This window comes from Marichromatium sp. AB31 (assembly GCF_003718685.1).
GTDB lineage: Bacteria > Pseudomonadota > Gammaproteobacteria > Chromatiales > Chromatiaceae > Marichromatium > Marichromatium gracile.
Window position 1 is genome coordinate 1 of record NZ_RHFI01000020.1, and the last position, 24,066, is coordinate 24,066.

The following is a 24,066-nucleotide window of genomic DNA, read 5'->3' on the forward strand; positions in this document are numbered from 1 at the left end:
CGCCTCGACCTCGGCGGCGACGAGCGCGCGCTCGACGGCCTCGCGATCGCGCGCGGCGCGCGCCGCCGAGGCGCCGCCCCAGCCGCCGGACTGCCAGGGATGGCGCCCGAGCGCGACCAGATCGGCCACCGAGATCGGCCAGCGCACGCCGTCGTCCTGACCGAGATAGGCCAGACGCCGCGCCCGCTGGCGCGCCGGCAGCCGCGCCAGCGGCTCGCCGGCGAGCCGCACCTCGCCGCGATGGGGCAGCAGTTGGGCGATCGCCTTGACCAGGGTGCTCTTGCCCGAACCGTTGGGACCGACCACCCCGAGCAGCTCGCCGGCCTCGAGGGCGAGCGCGACCTCGCGCAACAGCGTCCGCGCGCCGATCCGGACCTCCAGCCCATCGACCGTCAGCAGGCTCATCCCGGCGCCCCGCGCGAGCGCAGCACCAGCGCCAGGAAGAAGGGCGCGCCGACCAGCGCGGTGACCACCCCGAGCATCAGCTCGCGCGGGGTGTCGAGCAGACGTAGCGCGATGTCGGCGACCAGCACCAGCAGCGCGCCGCCGAGTGCGCTCGGCACCAGCAAGGCGCCGGGACGGTGGTGTACCAGCCGACGCAGCAGATGCGGCACCACCAGACCGACGAAACCGATGGTGCCGCTCACCGCCACGGTCGAGCCCACCGCCAGCGCCGCGCCGAGCACGATCAGCCCGCGCAGCCGCGCCAGATCGACCCCCAGGCTCGCCGCCTCGGCCTCGCCGAGTGCGAGCACCTCCAGCGCCGGCGCGGTGGCCAGCAGCAGCATGAGCCCCAGCACCACGAAGGGCAGTGCCAGCAGCACGTCGTCGAAGCTGCGATCGCTGATCGAGCCGAGCAGCCAGAGCACGATGTCCTGCACGCTCGCCGGATTGGGCGCGAGGTTGAGCGCCAGCGAGGTCAGCGCCCCGGCGAGCGCCGAGAGCGCCACCCCGGCGAGGATCAGCGTCAGGTTGCTGGCGCCGCGCCGGGTGAGCAGATAGAGCGCCAGGGTGGCGAGCAGCGCGAACAGCATCGCCGCCCCCGGCAACAGCCACAGGCTGATGGCGGTGAGACCGAAATGCAGGGTGAGCACGGCGCCGAGTCCGGCGCTCGCCGAGACCCCCAGCAGCCCGGGTTCGGCCAGGGGATTGCGCAGCAACCCTTGCAACGCGGCACCGCTGGCCCCCAACGCGGCGCCGACCAGCCAGGCCAGCACCACCCGCGGCAGCCGGATCTGCTGCACGATCAGCCGTTGCTCGGTGCTGCCGGTACCGAGCAACCCGGCGAGCACCTCGCCCGGCGTGAGCGGCGCGGCACCGAGACCGAGCGAGAGCAGGCTGGCGAGCGCGAGCGCCACGAGCAGCGCGAGGTTCAGCGACCAGGGCGCGAACAACCGGCGCATCACCGCCCTCCCCCGACGCTCGACGGCGGCAGCGCCTCGACCGCGGCGACGATGGCCTCGGCCGCCGCGACCAGCTCCAGCCCGCCGCAGCCCCAGGCATCGCCCGGCACCCGCACCGCGGGGATGCGCGCGAGCTGGTCGCGAAACAGCGGGTGACGGGCGTAGGTCGAGGCGCTCGGCGGCTGGCGGCGATCGAAATAGCCGAGCAGGAAGAGATCCGGCGGATCGCTCACCAGCCGCTCCAGCGGGAAGCGGCCCCAGCCGCGATGGCCTGCCTCGGCGGCGAGGTTGACCAGCCCGAGATGGCGCATCAGTCCGTCGACATAGGTCCCGGCCCCGGCACTGCCGCCGCTCGGGCGCAGATAGAGCGCACGCCGACCGGCAAGCCGCCCGGCGAGCGCGCGCATCCGGCGGCGCGCCTCGGCGGCCAGCGCGGCCCCGGCCTCGGCACGCCCGATCGTGGCGGCGACCGCGCGCGCCGTCTCCAGGCTGTCGTCCCAGTCATGCGGATAGGGCAACTCGATCAACCGCACCCCGCGCTCGGCGAGCAGCCCGGCGTGGCGCCGCCCGCCCCAGCCGCTGTAGACCAGGGCGATGTCGGGCTTGAGATGGAGCAACTCCTCGACGCGCCCCCGATTCCCGGGATAACGCTCGGCGAGCGCCGCGCGCGGCGAGCCGGGCCGCTGGCTCTGTACCGAGACCGAGCGGATCTGTCGGGGATCGGCGACGGCCAGCAACAGCAGGTCGGCGCAGAGATTGGTGCTGGCCACGCTCGGCGCGGGCGCGGCGGCCAACGGCGGGTGCCAGCACAGCACGACCAGCGGCAGGCACCAGACCCAGATGTGGCGCATGCGAGAAGCGAACCTGGACATCGGCGGATCAGTCGATGGGGATACCGAGTCGGGAGAGATCGATCGCATGTCCGGCGCTGACCAGATAGCTCGCCGCGCAGCGCGGCCCCAGCCGTCGGGTCAGGGCGCCGAGCCGATCGCGAAACAGCCGACCCTGCGGGTGCGCCGGGATCACGCCCCAGCCGGTCTCCTCGGCGACCAGGATCACCGGCGCGCGGGTACGCCCGAGCTGCTCGAGCAGACGCTCGACCTCGATCGCCCATTCGGCCTCGGCGGCCTCCAGCCAGTTGGCCACCCAGGTGCCGAGCGAGTCGACCAGCAGACAGTGACCGGTGCGGTCGTGCTCGGCCAGCGCCGCGACCAGCGCGGTCGGCGCCTCGCAGGTCAGCCACTCGGGCGGGCGGCGCACGCGGTGCGCCTCGATGCGCGCGCACCACTCGGCGTCCTCGGGGTCGAGCGCGGCGGTGGCGACATAGACCACCGTCAACCCGGAGTCACGCGCCAGACGCTCGGCCCACTCGCTCTTGCCGCTGCGCGCCGGACCGGTCACCAGGATGGCGCCGGTACGCGGCTCGATGCGATGATCGGGACGCATCTCAGGCATCGTAGCCCAGCACCGGCGAGAGCCAGCGCTCGGCCTCCGCGAGCGTCATGCCCTTGCGCACGGCATAGTCCTCGACCTGATCCTTCTGCACCCGGCCGATGCCGAAATAGCGCGACTCGGGGTGCGAGAAGTACCACCCCGAGACCGCCGCCGTCGGCCACATCGCATAGTTCTCGGTGAGGCTGAGATCGATGCGCCGCTCGGGTTCGAGCAGCTGCCACAGGGTGCCCTTCTCGGTGTGATCGGGGCAGGCGGCATAGCCCGGCGCCGGGCGGATGCCTCGGTAGCGCTCGGCGATCAGCGCATCGTTGTCGAGGGCCTCGTCGGCGGCATAGCCCCAGAAGCGGGTGCGCACCAACTGGTGCAGCCGCTCGGCGAAGGCCTCGGCGAGGCGGTCGGCGAGCGCCTTGAGCATGATCGCGCTGTAGTCGTCGTGATCGGCCTCGAAGCGTTCGAGATGCGCATCGATGCCGTGCCCGGTGGAGACCGCGAAGGCGCCGAGATAGTCGGCCCGGCCCGAGTCGTGCGGGGCCAGATAGTCGCTCAGACAGAGATTCGGCTGGGTGCCGTCCTGGGCGCGCAACATCTGCTGGCGCAGATGATGGAGCACCACCTGCGGCTCGGCGCGCGCCTCGTCGGCGTAGAGCGCGATGTCGTCCTCGCCCCAGGCGTTGGCGGGGAAGAAGCCGAACACGCAGCGCGCGCGCAACCAACGCTCGCGCACCAGTTGATCGAGGAAGGGCAGCGCCTCGGCATAGAGCTCGCTCGCCTCCTTGCCGACGATCTCGTCCTCGAGGATCGCCGGGAACTTGCCGGCCAGCTCCCAGGCCTTGAAGAAGGGCGTCCAGTCGATGCAGCCGACCAGGTCGTCGAGCGGATAGTCCTCGATCACCGCGATCACCCCGTCGCCGACGCGCTCCAGACGCAGGTCGAGCCCCTCGGGGACGGTGAACGCGGGATCGAGCAGCGCCGGGCGCGGCGGCTGGTAGTCCGCCCAGTCGAATCCCGCCCGGTTGGCGCGCGCCGCATCGATCGGCATCGCCTTGCGCGCCGTGCGCTTGCCCTCGCGATCGGCGCGCACCTTGGCGTATTCCTCGCGGATGCCGGCGATATAGCCGGCGCGCTGCCCCTCGCTGAGCAGGTTGGAGGCGACACCGACCGCGCGCGAGGCATCGGGGACATAGATCACCGGGGCCTCGCGCTGGGGCGCGATCTTGATCGCGGTATGGAGCTTGGAGGTGGTCGCGCCGCCGATCAGCAGCGGCATGTTCATGCCCTGACGCTCCAGTTCCTTGGCCACGTGCACCATCTCGTCGAGCGAGGGGGTGATCAGCCCGGACAGCCCGATGATGTCGACCCGCTCCTCGCGGGCGCGCTGGAGGATGGTCTCGGCCGGGACCATGACGCCGATGTCGATCACCTCGTAGTTGTTGCACTGCAGCACCACGCCGACGATGTTCTTGCCGATGTCGTGCACGTCGCCCTTGACGGTGGCCATCAGGATGCGACCGTTGTGCTGCTCCTCGGCGCCGGAGGCGGCGCGCTCGGCCTCGAGGAAGGGGAACAGATAGGCCACCGCCTTCTTCATCACCCGCGCCGACTTGACCACCTGCGGCAGGAACATCTTGCCGGCACCGAACAGGTCGCCGACATGGTTCATGCCCGCCATCAGCGGTCCCTCGATGACGTGCAGCGGACGCCCCAGGGCCTGACGCGCCGCCTCGGTGTCCTCGTCGATGTACTCGGTGATGCCCTTGACCAGGGCATGCTCCAGGCGCTTCTCCACCGGCCAGCTACGCCACTCCTGATCCTGCTGGCGCGACTCGCCGCCACCGCCGCCGGCCTGATACTCGGGGGCGATGTCGAGCAGCCGTTCGGTGCCGTCGGCGCGACGGTTGAGGATGACGTCTTCGACCGCCTCGCGCAGCGCCTCGGGCAGGTCGTCGTAGATGGCGAGCTGACCGGCGTTGACGATGCCCATGTCCATGCCGGCGCGGATGGCGTGATAGAGGAAGACGGCGTGGATCGCCTCGCGCACCGGGTTGTTGCCGCGGAAGGAGAAGGAGACGTTGGACACGCCCCCGGAGATCTTGGCGTGCGGCAGGGTGCGCTTGATCTCGGCCACCGCCTCGATGAAGTCGACGGCGTAGTTGTCGTGTTCCTCGATGCCGGTGGCGACGGCAAAGATGTTGGGGTCGAAGATGATGTCCTCGGGCGGGAAGCCGACCCGCTCGGTGAGCAGCCGATAGGCGCGGGTACAGATCTCGACCTTGCGCGCACGGGTATCGGCCTGGCCGACCTCGTCGAAGGCCATCACCACCACCGCCGCGCCGTAGCGCCGACACAGCCGCGCCTGGTGGAGGAACTTCTCCTCGCCTTCCTTGAGCGAGATCGAGTTGACGATCGGCTTGCCCTGGACGCACTTCAGCCCGGTCTCGATCACCTCCCACTTGGAGGAGTCGACCATCACCGGCACCCGGGCGATCTCGGGCTCGGCGGCGACCAGGTTGAGGAAGCGACGCATCGCCGCAACCGCGTCGAGCAGTCCCTCGTCCATGTTGACGTCGATCACCTGAGCGCCGTTCTCGACCTGTTCGAGCGCGACGCTGAGCGCGGTGTCGTAGTCCTCTTCCTTGATCAGCCGGCGAAAGCGCGCCGAGCCGGTGACGTTGGTACGCTCGCCGACGTTGACGAACAGCCCATCGGCGCCGATGTTGAGCGGTTCGAGCCCGGAGAGCCGACAGGCCGGGGCGATCTCGGGACACTGTCGCGGCGAGACCTCGGCGACCGCCGCGGCGATCGCGCGGATGTGATCCGGGGTGGTGCCGCAGCAACCGCCGACGATGTTGAGAAAGCCGCTGCGCGCCCACTCCGAGACCTGCCCGGCCATGGTCTCGGGGTCGAGGTCGTAGCCGCCGAGTTCGTTGGGCAGCCCGGCGTTGGGATGGGCCGAGACGTGGCAGTCGGCGATCCGCGACAGCTCCTCGACATAGGGACGCAGCTCGCTCGGACCGAGCGCGCAGTTGAGCCCGATCGAGAGCGGCTCGGCGTGACGCAGCGAGTTGTAGAAGGCCTCGGTGGTCTGGCCGGTGAGGGTGCGCCCGGACTGGTCGGTGATGGTGCCCGAGAGCATGATCGGGCGCTCCACCCCGTCCTCGTCGAACACCTGACGCACGGCGAACACCGCGGCCTTGGCGTTGAGGGTGTCGAAGATGGTCTCGATCAGGATCAGGTCGGCGCCGCCCTCGATCAACCCGCGGGTGGACTCGGCATAGGCCGCCACCAGGGTGTCGAAGTCGATGTTGCGCTTGCCCGGATCGTTGACGTCGGGCGAGATCGAGGCGGTGCGGTTGGTCGGGCCGAGCACGCCGGCGACGAAGCGCGGACGCTCCGGGGTCGAACAGGCATCGGCGGCGACGCGGGCCAGTCGCGCCGCCTCCACATTGATCTCGCGGGCGAGCGCCTCCATGCCGTAGTCGGCCATCGCCACCGAGGTGGCGTTGAAGGTGTTGGTCTCGATGATGTCGGCGCCGGCCTCGAGATAGTCGCGATGGATGCCGACGATGATCTCGGGCTGGGTGAGCACCAGCAGGTCATTGTTACCCTTGAGGTCGCAGGACCAGTCGGCGAAGCGCTCGCCACGATAGTCGGCCTCGGACAGACCATGACGCTGGATCATGGTGCCCATGGCGCCATCGAGGATCAGGATCGAGCGTTCGAGACGCTCACGGATGAGGGCATTGGAGTCAGTCATGGGTGCTCGCGGATGTTCAGTGGCAACGCGCGCCGGATCGTCGCGTGTCCCGGCGCTCACGGCAGACGCACCGAACCCGTACACGACGCCGCGCAGACGTCCGCTCTGTGGCTGTCCATCCCGGACCTGCGGACCGCTCCATCCGCATCCGGGATGAAGGCCCATTCGGCGCGGAGACCGTCGAGAGGAGACCGGCGCGCCGCACGCGAGGTGTTCGGCACCGGGCTAGTCAGTGAAGACCCTGGGGGTCCGGGACACTCGTAGACAAGTTTCGGACGATAACAGAAAACGGGATCGAGTTCCGCATCCAAGGGCCAAGCGCCGTCATCGCCCCGCGTTGGAATCACTCCAGCCGAAAAGACCCGCCCCTGCTCACCCGCCGTACGGTTGACGGTGACCGTTGGGATGGCGTGCCCGCACGTTGTCGAACACATCTGCGTCGCCTTCGGCGAGCAGCGTCAGATGATGTGCATCGATGAAGGATTTCCCCATCTCGCCGCAACCGAAGGGGGCCGACTGGACGCAATCATCGCAGACTCCAATAACCCACCGCTTGGCTGTTCGGACAGCATCGGAACAGGCCGATAGCGCGCGGTCAATATCGAGACCTGCGTGTGTTCCGGCCGCGCATCATCGGCACACTGTCGATCAACCTTCATCCTGGCGCTGATCTACTCTGCCATCGAGCTGGCGCAACAACGCCTCGGCCTGCCCGCGCTCGGCGAAGTCCTCGGTCCCTCGCAGCAGCGACTGGAGCAACACCCGTGCCTTGGCGTCCTCGCCAGCGGCGTGGAGGATGCGCGCCTTGTGGAACTGCATGGTGACATTGCCCGGCGCGACGGCGAGCGCCTGGTCGATCAGGGTGCGTGCTTCCTCGATCTCACCGGCGCCGAGCAGCACCATCGCCAGGGTATCGGTGATGCTGGGCACGGACGGGGCGAGACCGTGGGCGCGCCGGGCGAGATCGATCGCACGCGCCGGATCGCGCTCACGCAGCAGCCAAGCGAGATTGTTGAGCGCGATCAGGTTCTCGGGCTGGGTCTCGAGCACCTGCTCGAACTGCTCGGTCGCCGCATCGGGCTGGTCGAGCTGATCGAGATAGAGCTGGGCGAGCGCGAAGCGGGTCTCGATATCCTCCGGGTTGCCGTCGAGCCATTGGGTCATCTCGGCTGCGGCGGTCTCGGGCTCGCCTGCGGCCAGCTGCGCCTGGGTCAGGCGTCGCAGATTGAGCCCCGAGGGCGCCTCCTCGAGCAGCGCACGAAAGCGTGACTGGGCCTCCTCGACCTCGCCCTGACGCAGCGCCAGACGACCCTCGAGGGCGAGCACATCGGGGTGCTCGGCACCGACGACCTCGCGCAATGCGGCGATGCGCGCGACGGCCTCGTCGATCTCGCCCTGGACGATCGCGTACTGCGCCAGACCACTGAGCGCCGGCACCGACTCGGGGTCGAGCGCGAGCGCCGACTCGAACGCCCGCGCCATCCGTTGCGGGCGCTCCAGCCCGGCCTCGGCGAAGGCGAGCGCGACGAAGGACTTGGCCGTCGGCACCAGCTCGGTGAGACGCAGCAGGGTGTCGCGCGCGGCCTGATAGCGCTTGAGCGCAAGCTCGGCCTCGCCGCTCAGTGCGAGCAGGTTGAGGTCCTCGGGGTGATCCGCGCGCACCGGTTCGAGCACCGCGAGCACGCGGGCCGGATCACCGGCACGCAGATGGAAGGCGGCGAGATAGAGCCGCGGCTGCAGCGCGCTCTGATTGAGCGCCACTGCGGCCTCGAGATAGGCCTCGGTGGCCACGCGATCGTCACGCTGCAGCGCCACCTGCGCCAGCCCGACCAGCGGCGCGATTGCCTCGGGGTGGGCCTGGTGCGCGGCCTCGTAGAGCCTCTGCGCCGCAGCCGGATCACCGGCCTCGAGCGCCAGCTCGGCCAGGCCGCTGCTCGCCGCGACATTGGCCGGATCGAGTTCGAGCGCGCGCCGCCAAGCGGTCCTCGCCTCGTCGTCACGCTCCATGCGTCGCAGCACCTGACCGACCAGCACATGACCTCGCGCCGCTTCGGGGCGACGCGCGCGCAGCGCTTCGGCCGCTTCCAGCGCAGCGTCGGGGTCGCCGGCGCGCAGCTGACCGAGCACCAGCTGCTCTGCGGCCCCCCACAGCGCACCGCCCGGCACGGGCGCAACATCGGCACTCTCGAGCAGGCGCTCGAAGGCCGCCGCCGCAGCGGCGCGATTGCCTTGCAGCTGCGCCAACCGGCCGGCGATCAGCAGCACCTCGGGGTGATCGTCGCCGAGACGCGACGCCAGGACCCGCAGCCAGCGCTGGGCCGTCTCCTGATCACGCTCGGCGAGCGCCAGCCGCGCCAACCCACGCAGCGCGGGGACGAAGCCCTCGTCGATCCGCCGCGCCCGCTCCAGCGCCTCGCCGGCGGCCTCGAGATCACCGAGACCGAGACGCGCCGAGGCCAGCGAGACCAGCACCCTGGGATCCTGCGGGGTCAGGCGGGCGAGTCGTGCGAGCGTCGAGGCGGCATCGCCATAGCGCTGCAACGCCAGCTCGGCATCGGCCACCAGGCCGAGCAGCAGGGCATTGTCCGGGAAGGCATCCAACGCCTCGGTGGCGGTACGCAGCGCCTGCTCGGGGGCATCGGTGCGCAGCTGATAGGCGGCGCGATAGAGCTGCGGCTCGAGTGCCTCGGGATCGGCCGCGCGGGCGCGGCGCAGATAATCGTCGGCGCCAGCCAGGTCGTCCTGCGAGACGGCGATCCTGGCCAACGCGATCAGCAACGGCACGCTGTCGGGGTGATGTTCGAGCCCGCGTTCGAGTTCGGCGCGCGCACCATCCATGTCACCGCTACCGAGACGGATCACCGCCAATCCGCTGAGCGCGGCGAGACTGCCGGGATCGCGCTCCAACGCGGCGTTGAACACCTCGGCAGCGGCCTCGGGCTCCTGGCGGCGCAGATGCACCGCACCGAGCAGCGCCAGCGCACGCACCGAATCGGGTGCCCGGTCACGATAGGCGCGCGCGGCCTCGAGTGCACTGTCGAGGTCACCGCTGCGCAGCTGCCCGATGATCAGTTGCTCGCTCGCGCCCTCGAAGTCCGGCGCCTGTTCGAGTGCGTCCTGCAGCGCGCGCACGCCCTCCACGGCATCACCCTGATCGAGCAGCGCCGCACCGAGGCGTGCGCTGACGGTCGCCGACTCGGGAATCTCGGCCTTGACCCGGCGCAGATAGCCGATGCCCTCGTCGCGCTTGCCCTGACGCATCAGCGCCGAGGCCAGCAGATCCATGGTGGGCAGATCGTCGGGGGCCTGTTCGAGGATGCGCCGCGCCTGCCCCTCGGCCTCGGCGACATCGCCGGCCTGGAGCAGCGCAGTCGCCAGCAGGCGGCGTGCGGCAAGGTCATCGGGACGTTCGGAGACGGCGCGCTGGAGATGGATCAGCGCCAGCTCGGGCTCGCCCAGGGCGAGTCGGGTGGCGCCGGCGAGATAGAGCGCGGGGCCGAATTCGGGGCTGTCACCGAGGGCGGCATCGAGCGACTCGATCGCCGCGGAAAAGTCCTGCCGGCTGTAGTGCAGCATGCCCTGGGCATAGTCGACCAGGACGCTGTCCTTGATCACCCGGCGCAGGCGATCGATATCCTGCTGCGCCTCGTCGAACTTGCCGGCCTGGATGCGCACATAGGTCCGGCCGAGTTGCGCCCTGACCTGCTCGGTGGGCGACTTCATCGCCTTGCCATAAGCCGCCTCGGCGCCGGCAAGGTCGTCTTCAGTCCGCGCGATATCGGCCAGCAGCGCCCATGCGCCGCCGACAACCGCCTGATCGTCGGCCGCGACCGCCCGCTCGGCCAAGGCGCGGGCATCGGCCATCCTGGCGGAATTGAAATGGACTTTGGCCATCGCCAACTGTGCACGAAACGACGTATCATCGGCTTGCAGCGCAGCCACTGCCTCACGCTCGGCGCGCTCGCCGTCACCCTCTCGCAAGGCGGCTTCCGACTTGATGGCCAAGATTTCAGCACGCAGCGCATCGCTGGCTTGCTCAGGGACGGAAAGCGCATCGAGGCGCGCCAGCTCGCCCTGGATCAGCCAGGCCCGCGCCAGCCAGGGCTGCAGCGCCAACGGCTCGGCACCGAGGCGCTGCGCGCGCTCGAACTCCTGCTCGGCGGCGACCGCGTCCCCCAGCCTCAGGAAGGCGCGCCCCAGCAACACCCGCGCCTCGGCGTTCTGCGGCTCGGCCTGCAACAGGTTCTTGAAGGCGATGACGGCGGCGCGCCACTCACCCTCGGCGAGCGCACTCTGGCCTTCGCTCATCAGCTCGCCGGGATCGCCGGTCGAGCGCCCGGCCTCGCAGCCGCCCCCCAACGGGGCCAGAACCACGGCAACCAGCCACCACTTGCGCAACACCGTCAAGCTCGTCATCGTTCTCCCCTCAACGACCGATTCAATGGATGGACAGCAGCCGTCCGCCCCGTCGTCCGTCCTTGCCGAGTGCGTGGACGGACACAAGAACACGCGATGGATACCCCGCAAGGCCCGAGCGATCATGCCGGATCGTGGACGCAAACTCAACGCGCCCCCGTCTCCGCTGAGCAACGGCCACGACGACGGCCATCGCCGCACAGCTTCGGCCTTCCGGCAACACCCGGATGCCAGGCGACGCGGTGAACCGTGGCGACCCCGGGTGATGGGAATGAACTCAGACGCCGCGCATTGCCAACACCGTGTGCATGTAACCTACTGCGCGCGCCCTGAGTCACCATATCCGAGATCGTCATGCCCTTACACAGATTCGACTTCGAGACCGCGTTCAGCCGCAACATCGGCTGGCTGACCCGACAGGAACAGCAGGACCTGCGCCAGCGGCGCGTAGCCATCGCCGGACTCGGCGGCGTCGGCGGCAGTCACCTGATGACCCTCACCCGGCTCGGGCTGGGCGCCTTCAGCATCTCCGACTTCGACACCTTCGGTCTGGTCAACTTCAATCGCCAGGCCGGCGCCTCGCTGCGCTCGATCGACCGCCCCAAGATCGAGGTGGTCTCGGAGATGGCGCGCGACGTCAACCCTGAACTGGAGATCCGGGCCTTCCCCGACGGGATCAAGGCCGCCAACGTCGACGCCTTTCTCGAGGACGTCGACATCTATGTCGACGGGCTCGACTACTTCGCCGTCGAGGCGCGCCGGCTGGTATTCGCCGCCTGCGCGCGCAAATCGATCCCGGCGGTCACCGCCGCGCCGCTCGGCATGGGCGCTGCGGTGCTGGTGTTCGTGCCGGGCGGGATGGGCTTCGAGGACTACTTCCAGCTCGAGGGCAGGAGCGAGGACGAGCAGCTGATCCGCTTCCTCCTCGGGCTGTCGCCGGCGATGCTCCAGCGCAGCTATCTGGTCGCACCCGAGGCGGTCGACTTCGACCAACACCTCGGCCCCTCGACGCCGATGGCCTGCGAGCTCTGCGCCGGGATCGCCGCGACCCAGGTCCTCAAGCTGCTCACCGGGCGTGGCCGGGTGATCGCCGCACCGCGGGCATTGCACTTCGACGCCTATCGCAACAAGCTCAGCGTCACCTGGCGTCCCGGCGGCAATCGCAACCCGCTGCAGCGCATCGGTCTGGCGATCGCCAGACACCAGCTCAAGCGCATGCGCGAGACGAGCTGAGCGCCGGACAATCACCCTCGACCAAGGACAAGGACCCTGGCATGACAGTCCCACGCCTCCCCGGGGCGCTCGCACTCGCGCTGCTGCTGTTGCTCGGCGCGCTCTCGGGCGCCCTGTTACCCAGACTCCATCTCGACAACGCCCCCGAGGCCTACTTCCCGGGTGACGCCCCGGCGGTACGCTTCGAGTCGGCGCTGCGCGCGGACTTCCCCCCGGATCAGGTGCTGATCGCCCTGTTCGAGGGCGATGACCTGTTCAGCGACGCCTTCCTCCAGCCCTTCTTCGGGCTGATCGAGGACATCGAGCGCAACCCCAGGGTCGAGCGGGTGCTGGCGGTGGCCGGTGTCGACCACATCAGCGGCACCGCCGAGGGCTTCGTCGTCGAGCCACTGCTCGATGCCGAGATCGCCGCCGCACTCACCCCCGCCGAGCGCCGCCAACGGGTGCTCGACGATCGCCTCGCCGCCTCCTACCTGGTCGCCGACGACGGCCGGGCCATGGCGCTGATCGTGCGCCCGCTCGAACTCAGCGACAGCCTGCAGCGTCTCGCGCTCGAACAGGACACCCGCGCGGCCATCGCCGCGGCCGGACTGGAGGGACGGCTGACGGCCATCGCCGGACAGGTGGCGCTCGACGTCGCGCAGCTGCGCGCGATGATCCACGACACCCTGATCTTCGTACCGGCAACCATGGGGTTCGGCCTGCTGATCATCTGGCTGATGTTCAGGCGGGTGCTGGCGGTGGCGGTCAGCGCCCTGGTGATCGCGGTGGTGGTCAACCTCACCGTCGCCCTGCTGGTGCTCGCCGGCAAGCCCTACACCCTGGTCTCGGCCCTCCTGCCGCCGCTGATGTCGGCGCTGACCATCGCCTCGCTGATCCATTGGCTCAACGCCCTGGCCCAGGCATCGCGTCACGGACTCGCCGGGAGCGCGCGCATCGACTGGGCGCGACGCCGGGTCGCCCGCCCCACCCTGTTCACCGCCTTGACCACCGCCGCCGGGCTGGCCTCGCTCGGTTTCAGCCCGATCCAGCCGATCGCCGCCTTCGGGCTGGTCGCAGCAGCGGGGATGCTCGCACAGTGCGCGATCGTGATCGGGTTGGTGCCGCCGATCTTCGCGCGCTGGGACCGTGGCGAGTGGCAAACCCGCCGGACACTGCGACCGCTCGACCACGCGGTCGGACGGCTGCGCCATCTCGGCATGCGTCACGCCGGTTGGGTGCTCGCCGTCACCGCCCTGGTACTGGCGTTGGGGGTACCGCAGATCTGGCGCATCCATACCGAGACCGACATGCTGCGCTTCTTCACCCCGGCGCACCCCATCACCCAGGCCAACACCCGCATCCAGGAGCGCCTGATCGGCACCACCACCCTGGAGCTGGTGTTCGACGCCGGCGCGCGCGACGCGCTCAAGCGCCCCGAGCGCCTGGCGCTGATCGACACCGTGCAAGGATGGCTCGAGGACCAGCCCGAGGTCGGCCATACCCTGTCGATGGTCGACCTGATCGAGGAGATGCACTGGGGCTTCCACGACGAACGGGCCGACTACCGCACCCTGCCCCGCGATCCCCGGCTGATCGCCCAGTATCTCTTCATCTACGACGGCACCGACCTCTACGAGCTGGTCGATCGCGAGTTCGCGCGCACCCGGCTGACGCTCAATCTCGACATCCGTGGCGCGCGCGCGATCAACGCCTTCATCGCGCGGGTCGAGACGCGGCTCGCGGAACTCGACCTGCAGGGCATGGAGGTGCAGGTGGCCGGGTTCGGCAGGCTGTTCGCCGATCAGGAGCGGCTGCTCATCGACGGCCAGATCCGCGGACTGGCCGCCGCCGTGGTGCTGATCTCGCTGTTCATGCTGGCGATGTGGCGCCGCCCCGGCGACGCCGCACTGTGCATGGTGCCGAACATCGCGCCGATCCTGCTGATCTTCATCGCCATGGGGGTGCTCGGGATCTGGCTCGACATGGCCACCGCGATGATCGCCAGCGTCACCGCCGGCATCGCCATCGACGACACCATCCATCTCTTCCACGCTTACCGTCGCAACCTCGCCGCGCACGGCTCGCGGGTCTGGGCGCTGGCCCGTGCCTATCAGCACAGCGGTCGTGCGGTGGTCGCCACCACGCTGATCCTGTGCGGCCAGTTCCTGCTGCTCGGCAGCTCGGCGTTCGTGCCGACGCGCGAGTTCGGCCTGCTCACCGCCGTCGGCCTGCTCACCGCGCTGATCTTCGATCTGCTGCTCTTCCCGGCGTTGCTGATGGCCGTCGGACGAGCGCGCGCGCGGCGCGCGCGAGCGGACTGGACAGGTCGGTGAAATCGCACCAGACTTTGGCGCAATGTCAGTGGGGCGCGAACCGGATGCGCGAGCACCGCCAACGCGCCCCACTGAACCCCCCAAGCGCCGCGCCGGGCCTTGCGGACCGCCGCGCCACCGAGCCTGAAGCGAGGAAGCCCATGTCGACGCCATCGCCCCGCCCCCAGCGGACGTCACGACGGCTCACGCCGCCACGAACGCATCACTGGACAACGGCGCTCGCGCTGCTGCTCGCCTGCGCCCTGCTCACCCCGGTGCACGCCGATCCCAAGGGGGAGCGCCTCGCCCAGCAGGTCTACGACCGCCCCGACGGGCGCGACCTCACCACCAGCGGCACCATGGTGCTGCAGGAGCGCGGCCACGCCCCGCGCACCCGCGAGATGTTCATCTACCGTCGCGACCAGGGGGGCGGCGAGGTCTCCACCCTGATCCGCTTCACCGCGCCGGGCGACATCGCCGACACCGGGCTGCTGACCATCGACCATGCCGCCGGCGAGAGCGACCAGTGGGTCTATCTGCCCGCGCTCGGCAAGCCCAGACGCATCCCCGCCGCCCGCCAGGGCGGGCGCTTCGTCGGCTCGGACCTGTTCTACGAGGACCTGCGCGATCGCCGCGTCGCCCTCGACGAACACCGCTGGCTGCGCCAGGAGACCTACGAGGGGGTGCGCACCGAGGTGCTCGAGAGCACCCCGGTCGATCCGGGCAACTCGGTCTACGGCAAGCGGCTGAGCTGGATCCACCCCGAGGCGCTGGTGGCGCTGCGTATCGACTTCTTCCGTCCCGGCCAGAACCAGCCCTTCAAGCGCTTCACCGCCCGCCGACTCGAGCGCATCCAGGGCTACTGGACGGTGACCGACAGCCTCATGACCGATCTCGACAGCGGCCACCAGACGCGGATGACCAGCACCCTCACCCGCTATGACCGCGGACTCGACCCGGTGCTGTTCTCGCGCCGCGCGCTCGAGGACCCGGTATTCGAGTCCAGGTTCCGGCCATGAGCGCACGCGCCCTCGCACCGCTGCTGCTCGCGCTCGCCGCAGCCCCCATCCAGGCGCAGGAGGTGCTGATCATCGGCACGCCCGAGACGCCGGCAGCGGTGCTGCCCGAGCCGACGGCGCCGATCGAGCGACACACGTTGGAACTCGGCATCGACCGACTGTGGACCGAGTTCGGCGCCTTCACCGAGGGCGAGGCGCGCGCGGCCACCGGCGCCCACTTCACCGGGGTGGTCGCCGCCGCGTGGCGCCCGGCGCCGGCCTGGGAGCTGCGCGCGGCACTACGCCTCGATGGCGACGCCCAGTCCGGCGCCGACCGCTTGCGCGCGCTCGCGCTCGATTACGACGAGAGCTATCTGCGCTACCGCAACCCGCAGCGACGCGTCACCCTCGGCGCCCAGACCGTGCTCTGGGGGCGGGTCGACGAGATCCCGCCGACCGACCGGCTCTCGGTGCAGGACATCAGCCGCTTCGCCATCGATGAACTCGACGACCGCCGCCGCGCCGTGCCGCTGCTGCGCTGGGAGGAGTTCGGCACCGATCACAAGCTCGACCTGGTGGTGATCCCGGCATTCCGTCCCGCCGAGCTGCCCGACGACGACAGCGTCTGGTACCCGGTCGACCGTGACCAGGGGCGGCTGCTGGGGATCCGCTCCGATCCACTGCTCGCGGCCCTGGTGCGCGGCGCCAGCACGGGCGACGATCGCCCCGGCGGCGCCGGCGCCGGTCTGCGCTTCAGCCACAGCCTCAGCGGTCTCGACTACGCACTCACCGTGCAGCACACCCGTCACTCACTGCCCTACTACGAACTCGACCCGGCGGTGCGGCGTGCGCTGCTCGACGGCGCCGATGTCGCCAGCGCGCTCGCCGCCGGCGGCGAGCGCCCGACCTTCCTCGGGCGTCACCCCTACACCACCATCCTCGGCGGAGACCTCGGGGTGGTGGTCGGCGGCGCCACGCTGCGGCTCGAGGCCGCCTGGCTCAGCGATGTCCCGGTGACCACCCGCGACCTGCGTCTCGACACCGTCGCCGGGCTCGACTGGGTGGCCGGCATCGAGTTCTATCCGGGCGACGCCGACACCCGCATCAACCTGCAGCTGGCCGGGCGGCACCTGCTCGACGCGCCGCCGGTGATCGACTGGGTCGACACCCTGAGCCTCAACGGCCAGCTCGAGAGCGAGTGGGGCCAGGGTCGCTGGCGCGGTCGGCTGCGTTTCGCCGCCGGACTCAACCGCCACGACCTCTATCTCAACCCCGAGATCGCCTATATCGCCCGCGAGCCCCACGAGTTCTATCTCGGGGCGCACTACTTCGACGGCGAGGACGGCACCTTCGGCGACTTCTATGCCGACGACACCCTCATCGCCACCGGCTGGCGGGTGCGTTACTGACCCCCGAAACGCCCTGCACAGGAGTGTCGGCAGACTTTACAACCCGCCCCTCACATGCCTGCATAAACCCAAGCAAAATTCTCAAGTAATTGAAAAATAATAACAAAAAAACCTGGCCCAACATCTGCATACAACTCCAGTGAGGGCCGCGTGACTCCGGCAAAGGAAGCTGCCGACGACGCCCCGACAGCGCGCATACAGCTCAACCTCGCAGGAGTGAAACCATGAAGACCTTGACGATCTCGCTGGCCGCAGCGACCGCACTGACCGCCAATGTCGCCAGCGCCGGCCTGATGTATCTCAATCTCCCGGACAACAGCTACGACACCACCCGCTTCATCGGCGCGCCGGACGCGAACACCATGACCGGGACCTTCGACGAGTTCGGCTACAACCAGCTGCTCGCGACCTCGATCTACGACTTCACCGACGGCTCGGTGGCCGGGTCCTTCTTCGACACCAACGACCCCGCCACGCTCGCCAGCTACGGCATCCCGACCTCCGGGACCGCGCTCGACGGCGTCTCCACCGTCGATCTGGTCATGCCGAACTGCCCGCTCGGCCAGTGCGACATCGACGCCCTGAGCCCGCTGGTACCGCCGCTCGCGACCGACAACGAAGGCTTCCTGCAGACCTGGGACCTGCAGGTCGAGTACACCTTCTACGGTGACCTCGGCGCCGGCGGTCCGACCTATACCAGCGGCACCTTCGACGTCTATTTCAACGACCTCAACGACGACACCAATGACCGTCTGGTGCTGACCGGCGAGCTCACCGGCTCGGTGCTCAGCGGTGCCAACCTCGACCTGTTCTTCGACATCACCTTCGTCGTGGATGACTTCCTGTTCATCCAGGACGACAACGGCGTCTTCGTCGATGCCTTCGACAAGCTCAGCGCCGGCGGCACCCCGACGCTGAAACTCGACACCAACGTCGATCCGCCGATCCCGGCCCCCAGCGAGCTGCTGCTCGTCGCCGGCCCCAGCGGTCCGGCCGCCGTCCGCCAGGCCAAGCTCGACGGCTCAGTCACCGGCAGCATCCCCGAGCCGGCCACCCTCGGCCTGCTCGGCGCCGGTCTGCTCGGCATCGGCTTCGCCGGCAGCCGCCGCCGCAAGCACGCCTGATCCGCTGACCTCTCGTCAGCTCGCATGATCCGACGGCGGCCTCCGGGCCGCCGTCGGCGTTTGGGGAAGGGCCGCCAGCCGCCAGCCGCCAGCCGCCAGTGGGCGTCTATACTCGATGCCTGCGCCCAATGCCCCGCAACCGCAAAGCTGCCAGAGGCGCGAAGAACGCGACCCGTCTTCGGTGTCGGCCTGCCATCAGCTGCGCGACGACGAGACAAACCACCTCCCCTCACTGGTGGCTGATCGCTGGTCGCTGATGGCTGATCCCCCCTACATCCCGAGCAGCGCCAAGCCGCGCGGCAGCAACGGCAGCAGCAGCGCGGTGAGCACCGCCGAGAGTCCCATCGCCAGACCCGCCATCGCGCCCTCGCGATGACCGAGCTGGAAGGCCCGGGCGGTCCCGATGCCGTGCGCGGCGGTGCCCAGGGCCACCCCGATCACCGCCGGATCGCGGATCCCCAGACGGCGCAGCACCCCGACCCCGAACAGCGCCCCGACCAGGCCGGTGAGCACCACCAGGGCGGCGGTCAGCGCCGGGATGCCGCCGAGCTTCTCGGCGATCCCCATCGCCACCGGCGTGGTCACCGACTTGGGCGCGAGCGAGAGCAGCACCGCGCGATCCGCGCCGAGGGCCGCCGCCAGCCCCACCGCACTGACGACCGCCACCACCGCCCCGACCACCAGGGCAACCGTGATCGGCAGCGCCAGCACGTGTAGCTCGGCGCGCAGCCGATAGAGCGGGATGGCCAGCGCCACGGTCGCCGGACCGAGCAGGAAGTGGATGAACTGGGCACCGTCGAAGTACTGCGCATAAGGCGTGTCGGTGAGCACCAGCAGCCCGATCAGGGTCGCGATGCTCAGCACCACCGGATTGAGCAGCGCCAGCCCCCCGCACCAGGCCTGGAGCCTGCGCGCACCGAGCCACACCAGCAGGGTGAGGGTCAGCCAGAACAGCGGCCGCGCGGCGAGATAGACCCATAGCGTCTCGAGCGGCATCTCGGTCACGACCGCGCCCTCGCCGCCCGTACTCGGCGCACCACCCACAGCGTGCCCTGCATGGCCAGCGCCGTCGCCACCAGGGCGATCAGGGTACCGAACAACAGCGCCGCGCCCAGCGCCTGCCAGTGGGCATAGAGCAGCTCCCAGTGGACCATCACCCCGACTCCGGCGGGGATGAACAGCAGCGGCAGATGCGCGAGCAACCCGTCGGCGGTCTCGGCAACGCGCGCGGCGAGCCCGCCGCGCACCACCAGCAGCAGGAACAGCAACAGCATCCCCAGCACCGGCCCGGGAAGCGGCCACCCGAACAGCAGGACGAGACTCTCGCCCAGCAGCTGACAGGTCAGGATCAGGGTCAGGGCCTCAATCATCTCGATAAGGACTCGCGTTCATGGAAGGTTGAAAACGATCGGCATCACGCGAGTGGCGCGACGGAATGGTTGACGAAGCGGGCAAAGACAGAAAACACGGAATGTAAACGTCGAGATGATTGACACCCCTATTAAAACTGACCTCACGGCAAGCAAAGCCGAGTTCGAGACAAAATTCGCACACGTAAAGGCTGAAAATGTTGAGTAAGCCGCGATTCAGCGGCGCTGAGCGCCTTGTCAATCGGCCCAAAACAGAACACTAAAAGTTTACGTCGAATTAATTTACGACGATAAAAAACAAAACCTTACGATCAATCCGTCTTGAATTCACAAATCACTGAACACATCCTGTTCCTGAAGTCGCGATTTCGGCAGTACTGCGTTGAAGTCGGTCTCGGCGCGATAGCCGAGCGCGACCAGCACCACGGCACTCAGCCCACGCTCGCGCAGCCCCAGCTCGACATCGAGTACCTCGCGATTGAAACCCTCGATCGGGCAGGCATCGATGCCCAGGGTCGCCGCGCCGAGCAGGAGCGAACCCAGCGCCAGATAGACCTGCTTCTCGGCCCACTGATCGAGATCGCCCAGCTCATCGCGATGCAGTCCGACATAGAACCCCCGGGTGGCCCGCTGACGCGCCTCGGCCTCCTCGGTCGGGAAGCGACCATCGGCGCGCTCCTGTGCCAGCAGGTGTTCGAGATAGTCGTCATCGATCTCGGTGCGTGCGCAGAGGACGACCACGTGCGAGGCATCGACGATCTTCGGCGTGTTGTAGGTGTGGCCGGCCTCGGTGGACATGCTCACCCGCGCCTTGCCGGACTCGGTGGCGGCGATGACGAAGTGCCACGGCTGGGCGTTGACCGACGAGGGGGCATTGCGCAACAGCGCGCGCAGCGTCTCGATCTCGGCCTCGGGGATCCGACGCTCGGGATCGAAGGCCTTGGTGGCATGACGGGTCTGGGCGTAATGGGCAATGTTCATCGGCATCGAGCACGCGATCAGGGCGTGCCTCCTCGGGAAGATCAGTCACAGACACAAGGCTCCGGCGGGCGCCGAGCGCGTGTGCCACTCAAATAGGGCGTCCCCGACCTGGGGGCGGGCGGGACCGGTCCGGTCGGCAGGCTACCAGATCCAGCAAGCGCGAGGCGATAGGGCGCGGCGGCGGTTGCTGCACGTCGCCCTCGGGCAGGTGGCGCGAGGACATCGGGTGATGGGCGCGAGCAAAGAAACCTTTTCGTGTACACAAAACCCCTGCAAGCCTATGCTTTCAGTCGTCAGCGTCAGCAACACAACTGCAGGTACACGAGGACCCACGCATGAAACGGCTCATCGTCTGCTGCGACGGCACCTGGCAACATCTCGAATCCGACTACCCCACCAATGTCGTCCAGCTCGCCCAGGCGATACGGACACAATGCGACGACAGCACGACCGAACAGGTCGTCTATTACGACGAGGGTGTCGGCGCCGAGGGCGGCATCGGCGCGCTCAGCCGCGAGTTCACCGCCATCATCGGCGGCGCCTTCGGGCGCGGGATCGACAAGAACATCATGGACGCCTACCGCTTCCTGGTGCTCAACCACCAGCCCGATGACGAGATCTATCTGTTCGGCTTCAGCCGCGGCGCCTATACGGTGCGCAGCCTCGCCGGACTGATCGGCGCCGCCGGCCTGCTGCAGCGTCATCAGCTGCGCTATATCCGCGAGGCCTACGAGTTCTATCGCGACCCCGACGCAGACAGCGACGAGGTCGCCCGTTATAGCGCGTTTCGCGACCGTCACAACCCGCAACCTGCACCGATCCGTCTGCTCGGTTGCTGGGACACGGTCGGCAGCCTCGGCTTCCCCGACGTCATCCCCGGACTGACCCTCGACCGTGCGCTCAACCGCCGCTACCGCTTCCACAACAACCGCATCGGCGCGCACGTCGAGCAGGTCGCCCATGCCGTCGCGATCGACGAGGCCCGCGCTCAATTCATGGTCACCCTCGCCGATGCCGATGACCCGACCCGCACCCAGGTGCGCGAGACCTGGTTTCCCGGCGACCACGGCTGCATCGGTGGCGGCAGCTTCGTCAAGCGCGGACTCTCGAGCATCACCCTGCGCTGGATGCTCGAGCAGGCCGGCGATCTCGGTCTGGAGAGCGACACCCGGCACATCGAGGTCGATGTCAGCCGTCACTTCAAGCACCATGAACCGGTCCTCGAGGGTCTGGCCCCCGAGGATCCCTGCATCTTCGTCGACGACGACATCCCCTTCCCCTACACCGCGGGCGAACGCGACCCGGCGCGCCTGCAGCGCGAGACACGTCCCCAGCTCCATGCCCACGCCCCGCATCAGCAGGTGGACCTCCATACCAGCGTCGGCCAGCGCTGGCGCGACTGCGCCTGGTGGCGACCGCAGCCACTCGCCCCCTTCGCCGCGACCCTTGATCGCTGGGCTGAGGACCATCCCAACCCGCTCACCGAACTACCGGCCGACGGTCACCTCGCCCCTGGGCAGGAGGTCGAGATCGAGGTCGCCGCCCGCACCCGCGATCTCGCCGACCAGCCCTGGCGGCTCCATCTCGAGGCCGGCGCAACCTACACCTTCGCACTCAGTCCGACCCAGGTCTGGCAGGACGGCGAGCTGCCACCCTGCTCGGCCGACGGCTGGGACCGACAGGATCTGCGCGGCCTGCGCCGCCTGCTCCGCCCGGTGATCCATCTGTTCGAGAACCAGCGCCAGCACCCCGAGGCGAACTGGTTCGAGCTGGTCGGCGAGATCCGAGAGGACAGCGGCGCCCGCCACCACTTCCGCCTCGGCGCGCATCCGGCCGAACGCTTCCAGCCACCGGCAAGCGGCATGCTGCTGTGCTACGCCAATGATGCGCCGGATCATTACGACAACAACGCGGGGCAGATTCGGCTGAGGATCAGCCGGCTGAGCTGACCCCCTGCTCGGGAAGCCCGCGACATGACACTCGACATCTCACCGCTGCTGATCGGTCATCCCGCATCCTGGCTCGTCCTCGCCGGGTTGCTCCTGCTGCTGCTCGCCCTGACCGGCAGGATCGGGCGCTTGCTCGAACTCTCCCGCGCCCGCCAGCGAGCTGCCTTGCTGATCGGCACCGCGCTGACCCTGAGCGGATTGCTGCTGTATCCGCCGGTGCACCCGGAGCACCCATCCGACAGCACACCCGCTGCGACAGCAGCGCCCCAGGCCGTCGAGTGTCGAGCGACGAGCGGCCCCGGAGACATACCGCCGGCCATCGCCATCGAGGCCCTGCTGGTCGCGGTCAACCACAGCACCAGGCTGGTCGAGGCCGATCAGCCGCTGGCAGCCAAGCCAGGCGACCTGCTCGCCGTCGAGTCGGTCACCCTCTGCGTCCCGACGACGGCGGACGCCCGAGCCGGCAGCGCCCATGTCGAGTTCGCGCCGGTCGACACCCGGGGTCGGACGATCACCTCGGCCATCGCCGCAACCCGCGGTCGAACCCTGATCCCGGGCCGTCAGACCCTGCCGGGTCCGGGCAGGCAATGGCGGATCGGCACCGACTGGCGCCACCTCTCGGTCACGCTCGTGCACTACCCGGACGGCGGCGGCACCGCCAACCCCGGCTGCGAGCAAGGCGCCTGCGAGATCGACGACCGACTGACCTTGCCCTTCGACTGAAAAACCCTCCCTGCCCGCGAGATCGACGGCAACCCGACCGGGTCGTCGCGGGTCTCGCCCCCCATCGCCCGCCACCGCGGCGCCATACCGGTCCAACGCCGCGCAGCACTCAACTCGTATCGACCTCGACCCACCGGGGCACACCGAAGCGCCAATCGTTGCGGCAAAGACGCCTCCGCACATAGTGCTGCAGCGCCACGCGCACGCCAGGAACACGCAACAGCTCGCCGTTCACGGGAAGAAAGTCCAGCCTGAGCGCTTCCTGAGCGGCCTGCGGCAAATCGGGGTTGATCTCGAAGGTCAGCTCTTGCTGACAATGCCAATCATGATCCTCTTCGCTCGACATCCCCCGCTCATCGCTTGGAGCGGCCTCCATCACTCGGCTCAGGACGAAATCGAGAAACCTGGATGAGTCGTGGCAATACGCCCGGAAGTGATAACGACCGTCGGCGAACACCAGGTGATGCGGTGAGATCAGGCGGGAACGCGTCCTGCTTTTCGACCAGTAGCCGATCTCCACGGCCCTTTCCTGTCGGAGCGCCTCGAGCACGACACGCAGCGCGCCAGGGGCATAGAGGGGACGGACCAGCATGTCGGCATCCTGAAAGGGCAGATCACTCCAGTCCCGCTCCTCATAGAAATAACCGAGGTGATGGACGGCACGCTGATAGTCGAGAAATCGCGCGACATCGTCGCGAATGTAGACCGCCTCGAAGCTCTCTGTCGCGACCTGACGACGCAGGCGTCGATCATGGCGCATCTGCCCCGGATGCTCTCGTTGATAGGCCTGGATCGTGCCTTGGGCATTCTGGCGAGCGATACCGAACTCCTGGGCAAGCTCTTTGGCGGTGAACCCGCCGCCCCATAAAAGGCGGGTCTCGATGAAAGCGAAGCGCCTAATGATGTCATGTTTCATGTCAGGCAATGCATTGCTTATGGTTGATGCTTTTGCTTACA

At 68.9% G+C, this 24,066-nt stretch carries 17 protein-coding genes; 7 read left to right on the forward strand and 10 right to left on the reverse strand.

Annotation, left to right across the window (positions count from 1 at the left end; translation table 11 throughout):
• The 6 genes from EBL84_RS13120 to prsT all read right to left on the reverse strand — a co-directional run.
• Positions 1-405 (reverse strand): ABC transporter ATP-binding protein (locus tag EBL84_RS13120; RefSeq protein WP_148040301.1); only part of this gene is annotated, 405 nt, incomplete at its 3' end.
• Positions 402-1,403, reverse strand: coding sequence for an iron ABC transporter permease (locus EBL84_RS13125; protein WP_123141227.1), 1,002 nt, complete (start codon positions 1,401-1,403; stop codon positions 402-404). The genes EBL84_RS13120 and EBL84_RS13125, both read right to left, overlap by 4 nt.
• Complete coding sequence (locus EBL84_RS13130) at positions 1,403-2,254, reverse strand: ABC transporter substrate-binding protein (RefSeq protein WP_223806157.1); 852 nt, start codon at positions 2,252-2,254, stop codon at positions 1,403-1,405. Before EBL84_RS13130 ends, EBL84_RS13125 begins: the two co-directional genes overlap by 1 nt.
• A 28-nt stretch (positions 2,255-2,282) precedes the next feature.
• Positions 2,283-2,858: a bifunctional adenosylcobinamide kinase/adenosylcobinamide-phosphate guanylyltransferase gene (gene cobU / locus EBL84_RS13135; protein ID WP_123141229.1), complete on the reverse strand. Its 576-nt coding sequence runs from the start codon at positions 2,856-2,858 to the stop codon at positions 2,283-2,285.
• Positions 2,851-6,612: a methionine synthase gene (metH, locus tag EBL84_RS13140; protein WP_123141230.1), complete on the reverse strand. Its 3,762-nt coding sequence runs from the start codon at positions 6,610-6,612 to the stop codon at positions 2,851-2,853. The genes cobU and metH overlap by 8 nt, the downstream gene beginning before the upstream one ends.
• Positions 6,613-7,260: 648 nt before the next feature.
• Complete coding sequence (gene prsT / locus EBL84_RS13145; protein ID WP_190287968.1) at positions 7,261-11,028, reverse strand: XrtA/PEP-CTERM system TPR-repeat protein PrsT; 3,768 nt, start codon at positions 11,026-11,028, stop codon at positions 7,261-7,263.
• A gap of 354 nt (positions 11,029-11,382) precedes the next feature.
• Between prsT and EBL84_RS13150 the strand changes: the two genes are divergently transcribed.
• From EBL84_RS13150 to EBL84_RS13170, 5 genes are all read left to right on the forward strand, one after another.
• Complete coding sequence (locus EBL84_RS13150; RefSeq protein ID WP_123141232.1) at positions 11,383-12,261, forward strand: ThiF family adenylyltransferase; 879 nt, start codon at positions 11,383-11,385, stop codon at positions 12,259-12,261.
• Positions 12,262-12,302: 41 nt separating this feature from the next.
• Complete coding sequence (locus EBL84_RS13155; protein ID WP_123141233.1) at positions 12,303-14,576, forward strand: RND family transporter; 2,274 nt, start codon at positions 12,303-12,305, stop codon at positions 14,574-14,576.
• Positions 14,577-14,716: 140 nt separating this feature from the next.
• The gene (locus tag EBL84_RS13160; RefSeq protein WP_123141234.1) at positions 14,717-15,574 is read left to right on the forward strand and encodes an outer membrane lipoprotein-sorting protein; all 858 of its coding nucleotides are present in this window, start codon (positions 14,717-14,719) and stop codon (positions 15,572-15,574) included.
• Positions 15,571-16,962 carry a hypothetical protein gene (locus EBL84_RS13165; protein WP_123141235.1) on the forward strand — a complete coding sequence of 464 codons (1,392 nt, stop codon included), beginning with the start codon at positions 15,571-15,573 and terminating at the stop codon, positions 16,960-16,962. The genes EBL84_RS13160 and EBL84_RS13165 overlap by 4 nt, the downstream gene beginning before the upstream one ends.
• Positions 16,963-17,186: 224 nt before the next feature.
• Positions 17,187-18,086, forward strand: coding sequence for a PEP-CTERM sorting domain-containing protein (locus tag EBL84_RS13170; protein WP_123141236.1), 900 nt, complete (start codon positions 17,187-17,189; stop codon positions 18,084-18,086).
• 270 nt (positions 18,087-18,356) lie between these two features.
• Here EBL84_RS13170 and EBL84_RS13175 read toward each other — a convergent pair whose 3' ends face one another.
• The 3 genes from EBL84_RS13175 to nfsB form a co-directional block, all read right to left on the reverse strand.
• Complete coding sequence (locus EBL84_RS13175; RefSeq protein ID WP_123141264.1) at positions 18,357-19,082, reverse strand: LrgB family protein; 726 nt, start codon at positions 19,080-19,082, stop codon at positions 18,357-18,359.
• Between the two features lie 5 nt (positions 19,083-19,087).
• Positions 19,088-19,456, reverse strand: a complete 369-nt coding sequence (locus EBL84_RS13180; protein WP_123141237.1) for a CidA/LrgA family protein — start codon at positions 19,454-19,456, stop codon at positions 19,088-19,090.
• A gap of 327 nt (positions 19,457-19,783) precedes the next feature.
• The gene (gene nfsB, locus EBL84_RS13185) at positions 19,784-20,443 is read right to left on the reverse strand and encodes an oxygen-insensitive NAD(P)H nitroreductase (protein ID WP_223807015.1); all 660 of its coding nucleotides are present in this window, start codon (positions 20,441-20,443) and stop codon (positions 19,784-19,786) included.
• 329 nt (positions 20,444-20,772) lie between these two features.
• On the opposite strand from nfsB, the gene EBL84_RS13190 reads away from it, so the two are divergent.
• A complete protein-coding gene (locus EBL84_RS13190) occupies positions 20,773-22,386 on the forward strand; it encodes a DUF2235 domain-containing protein (RefSeq protein ID WP_123141239.1) in 1,614 nt (537 codons plus the stop codon).
• A gap of 24 nt (positions 22,387-22,410) precedes the next feature.
• Positions 22,411-23,109 (forward strand): hypothetical protein, encoded by a 699-nt coding sequence (locus EBL84_RS13195; RefSeq protein ID WP_123141240.1) that lies wholly within the window; start codon positions 22,411-22,413, stop codon positions 23,107-23,109.
• A 109-nt stretch (positions 23,110-23,218) separates the two neighbouring features.
• Here EBL84_RS13195 and EBL84_RS13200 read toward each other — a convergent pair whose 3' ends face one another.
• Positions 23,219-24,025, reverse strand: coding sequence for a WYL domain-containing protein (locus EBL84_RS13200; RefSeq protein WP_123141241.1), 807 nt, complete (start codon positions 24,023-24,025; stop codon positions 23,219-23,221).
• Positions 24,026-24,066: the final 41 nt, after the last annotated feature.

What these genes read in the sequence shown, in the direction of transcription:
- prsT (WP_190287968.1), bottom strand. Translation starts at nt 11,028, where the DNA reads ATGACGAGCTTGACGGTGTTGCGCAAGTGGTGGCTGGTTGCCGTGGTT.
- EBL84_RS13165 (WP_123141235.1), top strand. Translation starts at nt 15,571, where the DNA reads ATGAGCGCACGCGCCCTCGCACCGCTGCTGCTCGCGCTCGCCGCAGCC.
- EBL84_RS13150 (WP_123141232.1), top strand. Translation starts at nt 11,383, where the DNA reads ATGCCCTTACACAGATTCGACTTCGAGACCGCGTTCAGCCGCAACATC.
- EBL84_RS13125 (WP_123141227.1), bottom strand. Translation starts at nt 1,403, where the DNA reads ATGCGCCGGTTGTTCGCGCCCTGGTCGCTGAACCTCGCGCTGCTCGTG.
- EBL84_RS13155 (WP_123141233.1), top strand. Translation starts at nt 12,303, where the DNA reads ATGACAGTCCCACGCCTCCCCGGGGCGCTCGCACTCGCGCTGCTGCTG.
- EBL84_RS13180 (WP_123141237.1), bottom strand. Translation starts at nt 19,456, where the DNA reads ATGATTGAGGCCCTGACCCTGATCCTGACCTGTCAGCTGCTGGGCGAG.
- EBL84_RS13190 (WP_123141239.1), top strand. Translation starts at nt 20,773, where the DNA reads ATGAAACGGCTCATCGTCTGCTGCGACGGCACCTGGCAACATCTCGAA.
- nfsB (WP_223807015.1), bottom strand. Translation starts at nt 20,443, where the DNA reads ATGCCGATGAACATTGCCCATTACGCCCAGACCCGTCATGCCACCAAG.
- metH (WP_123141230.1), bottom strand. Translation starts at nt 6,612, where the DNA reads ATGACTGACTCCAATGCCCTCATCCGTGAGCGTCTCGAACGCTCGATC.
- EBL84_RS13160 (WP_123141234.1), top strand. Translation starts at nt 14,717, where the DNA reads ATGTCGACGCCATCGCCCCGCCCCCAGCGGACGTCACGACGGCTCACG.
- EBL84_RS13200 (WP_123141241.1), bottom strand. Translation starts at nt 24,025, where the DNA reads ATGAAACATGACATCATTAGGCGCTTCGCTTTCATCGAGACCCGCCTT.
- EBL84_RS13170 (WP_123141236.1), top strand. Translation starts at nt 17,187, where the DNA reads ATGAAGACCTTGACGATCTCGCTGGCCGCAGCGACCGCACTGACCGCC.
- EBL84_RS13130 (WP_223806157.1), bottom strand. Translation starts at nt 2,254, where the DNA reads ATGCGCCACATCTGGGTCTGGTGCCTGCCGCTGGTCGTGCTGTGCTGG.
- cobU (WP_123141229.1), bottom strand. Translation starts at nt 2,858, where the DNA reads ATGCCTGAGATGCGTCCCGATCATCGCATCGAGCCGCGTACCGGCGCC.
- EBL84_RS13195 (WP_123141240.1), top strand. Translation starts at nt 22,411, where the DNA reads ATGACACTCGACATCTCACCGCTGCTGATCGGTCATCCCGCATCCTGG.
- EBL84_RS13175 (WP_123141264.1), bottom strand. Translation starts at nt 19,082, where the DNA reads ATGCCGCTCGAGACGCTATGGGTCTATCTCGCCGCGCGGCCGCTGTTC.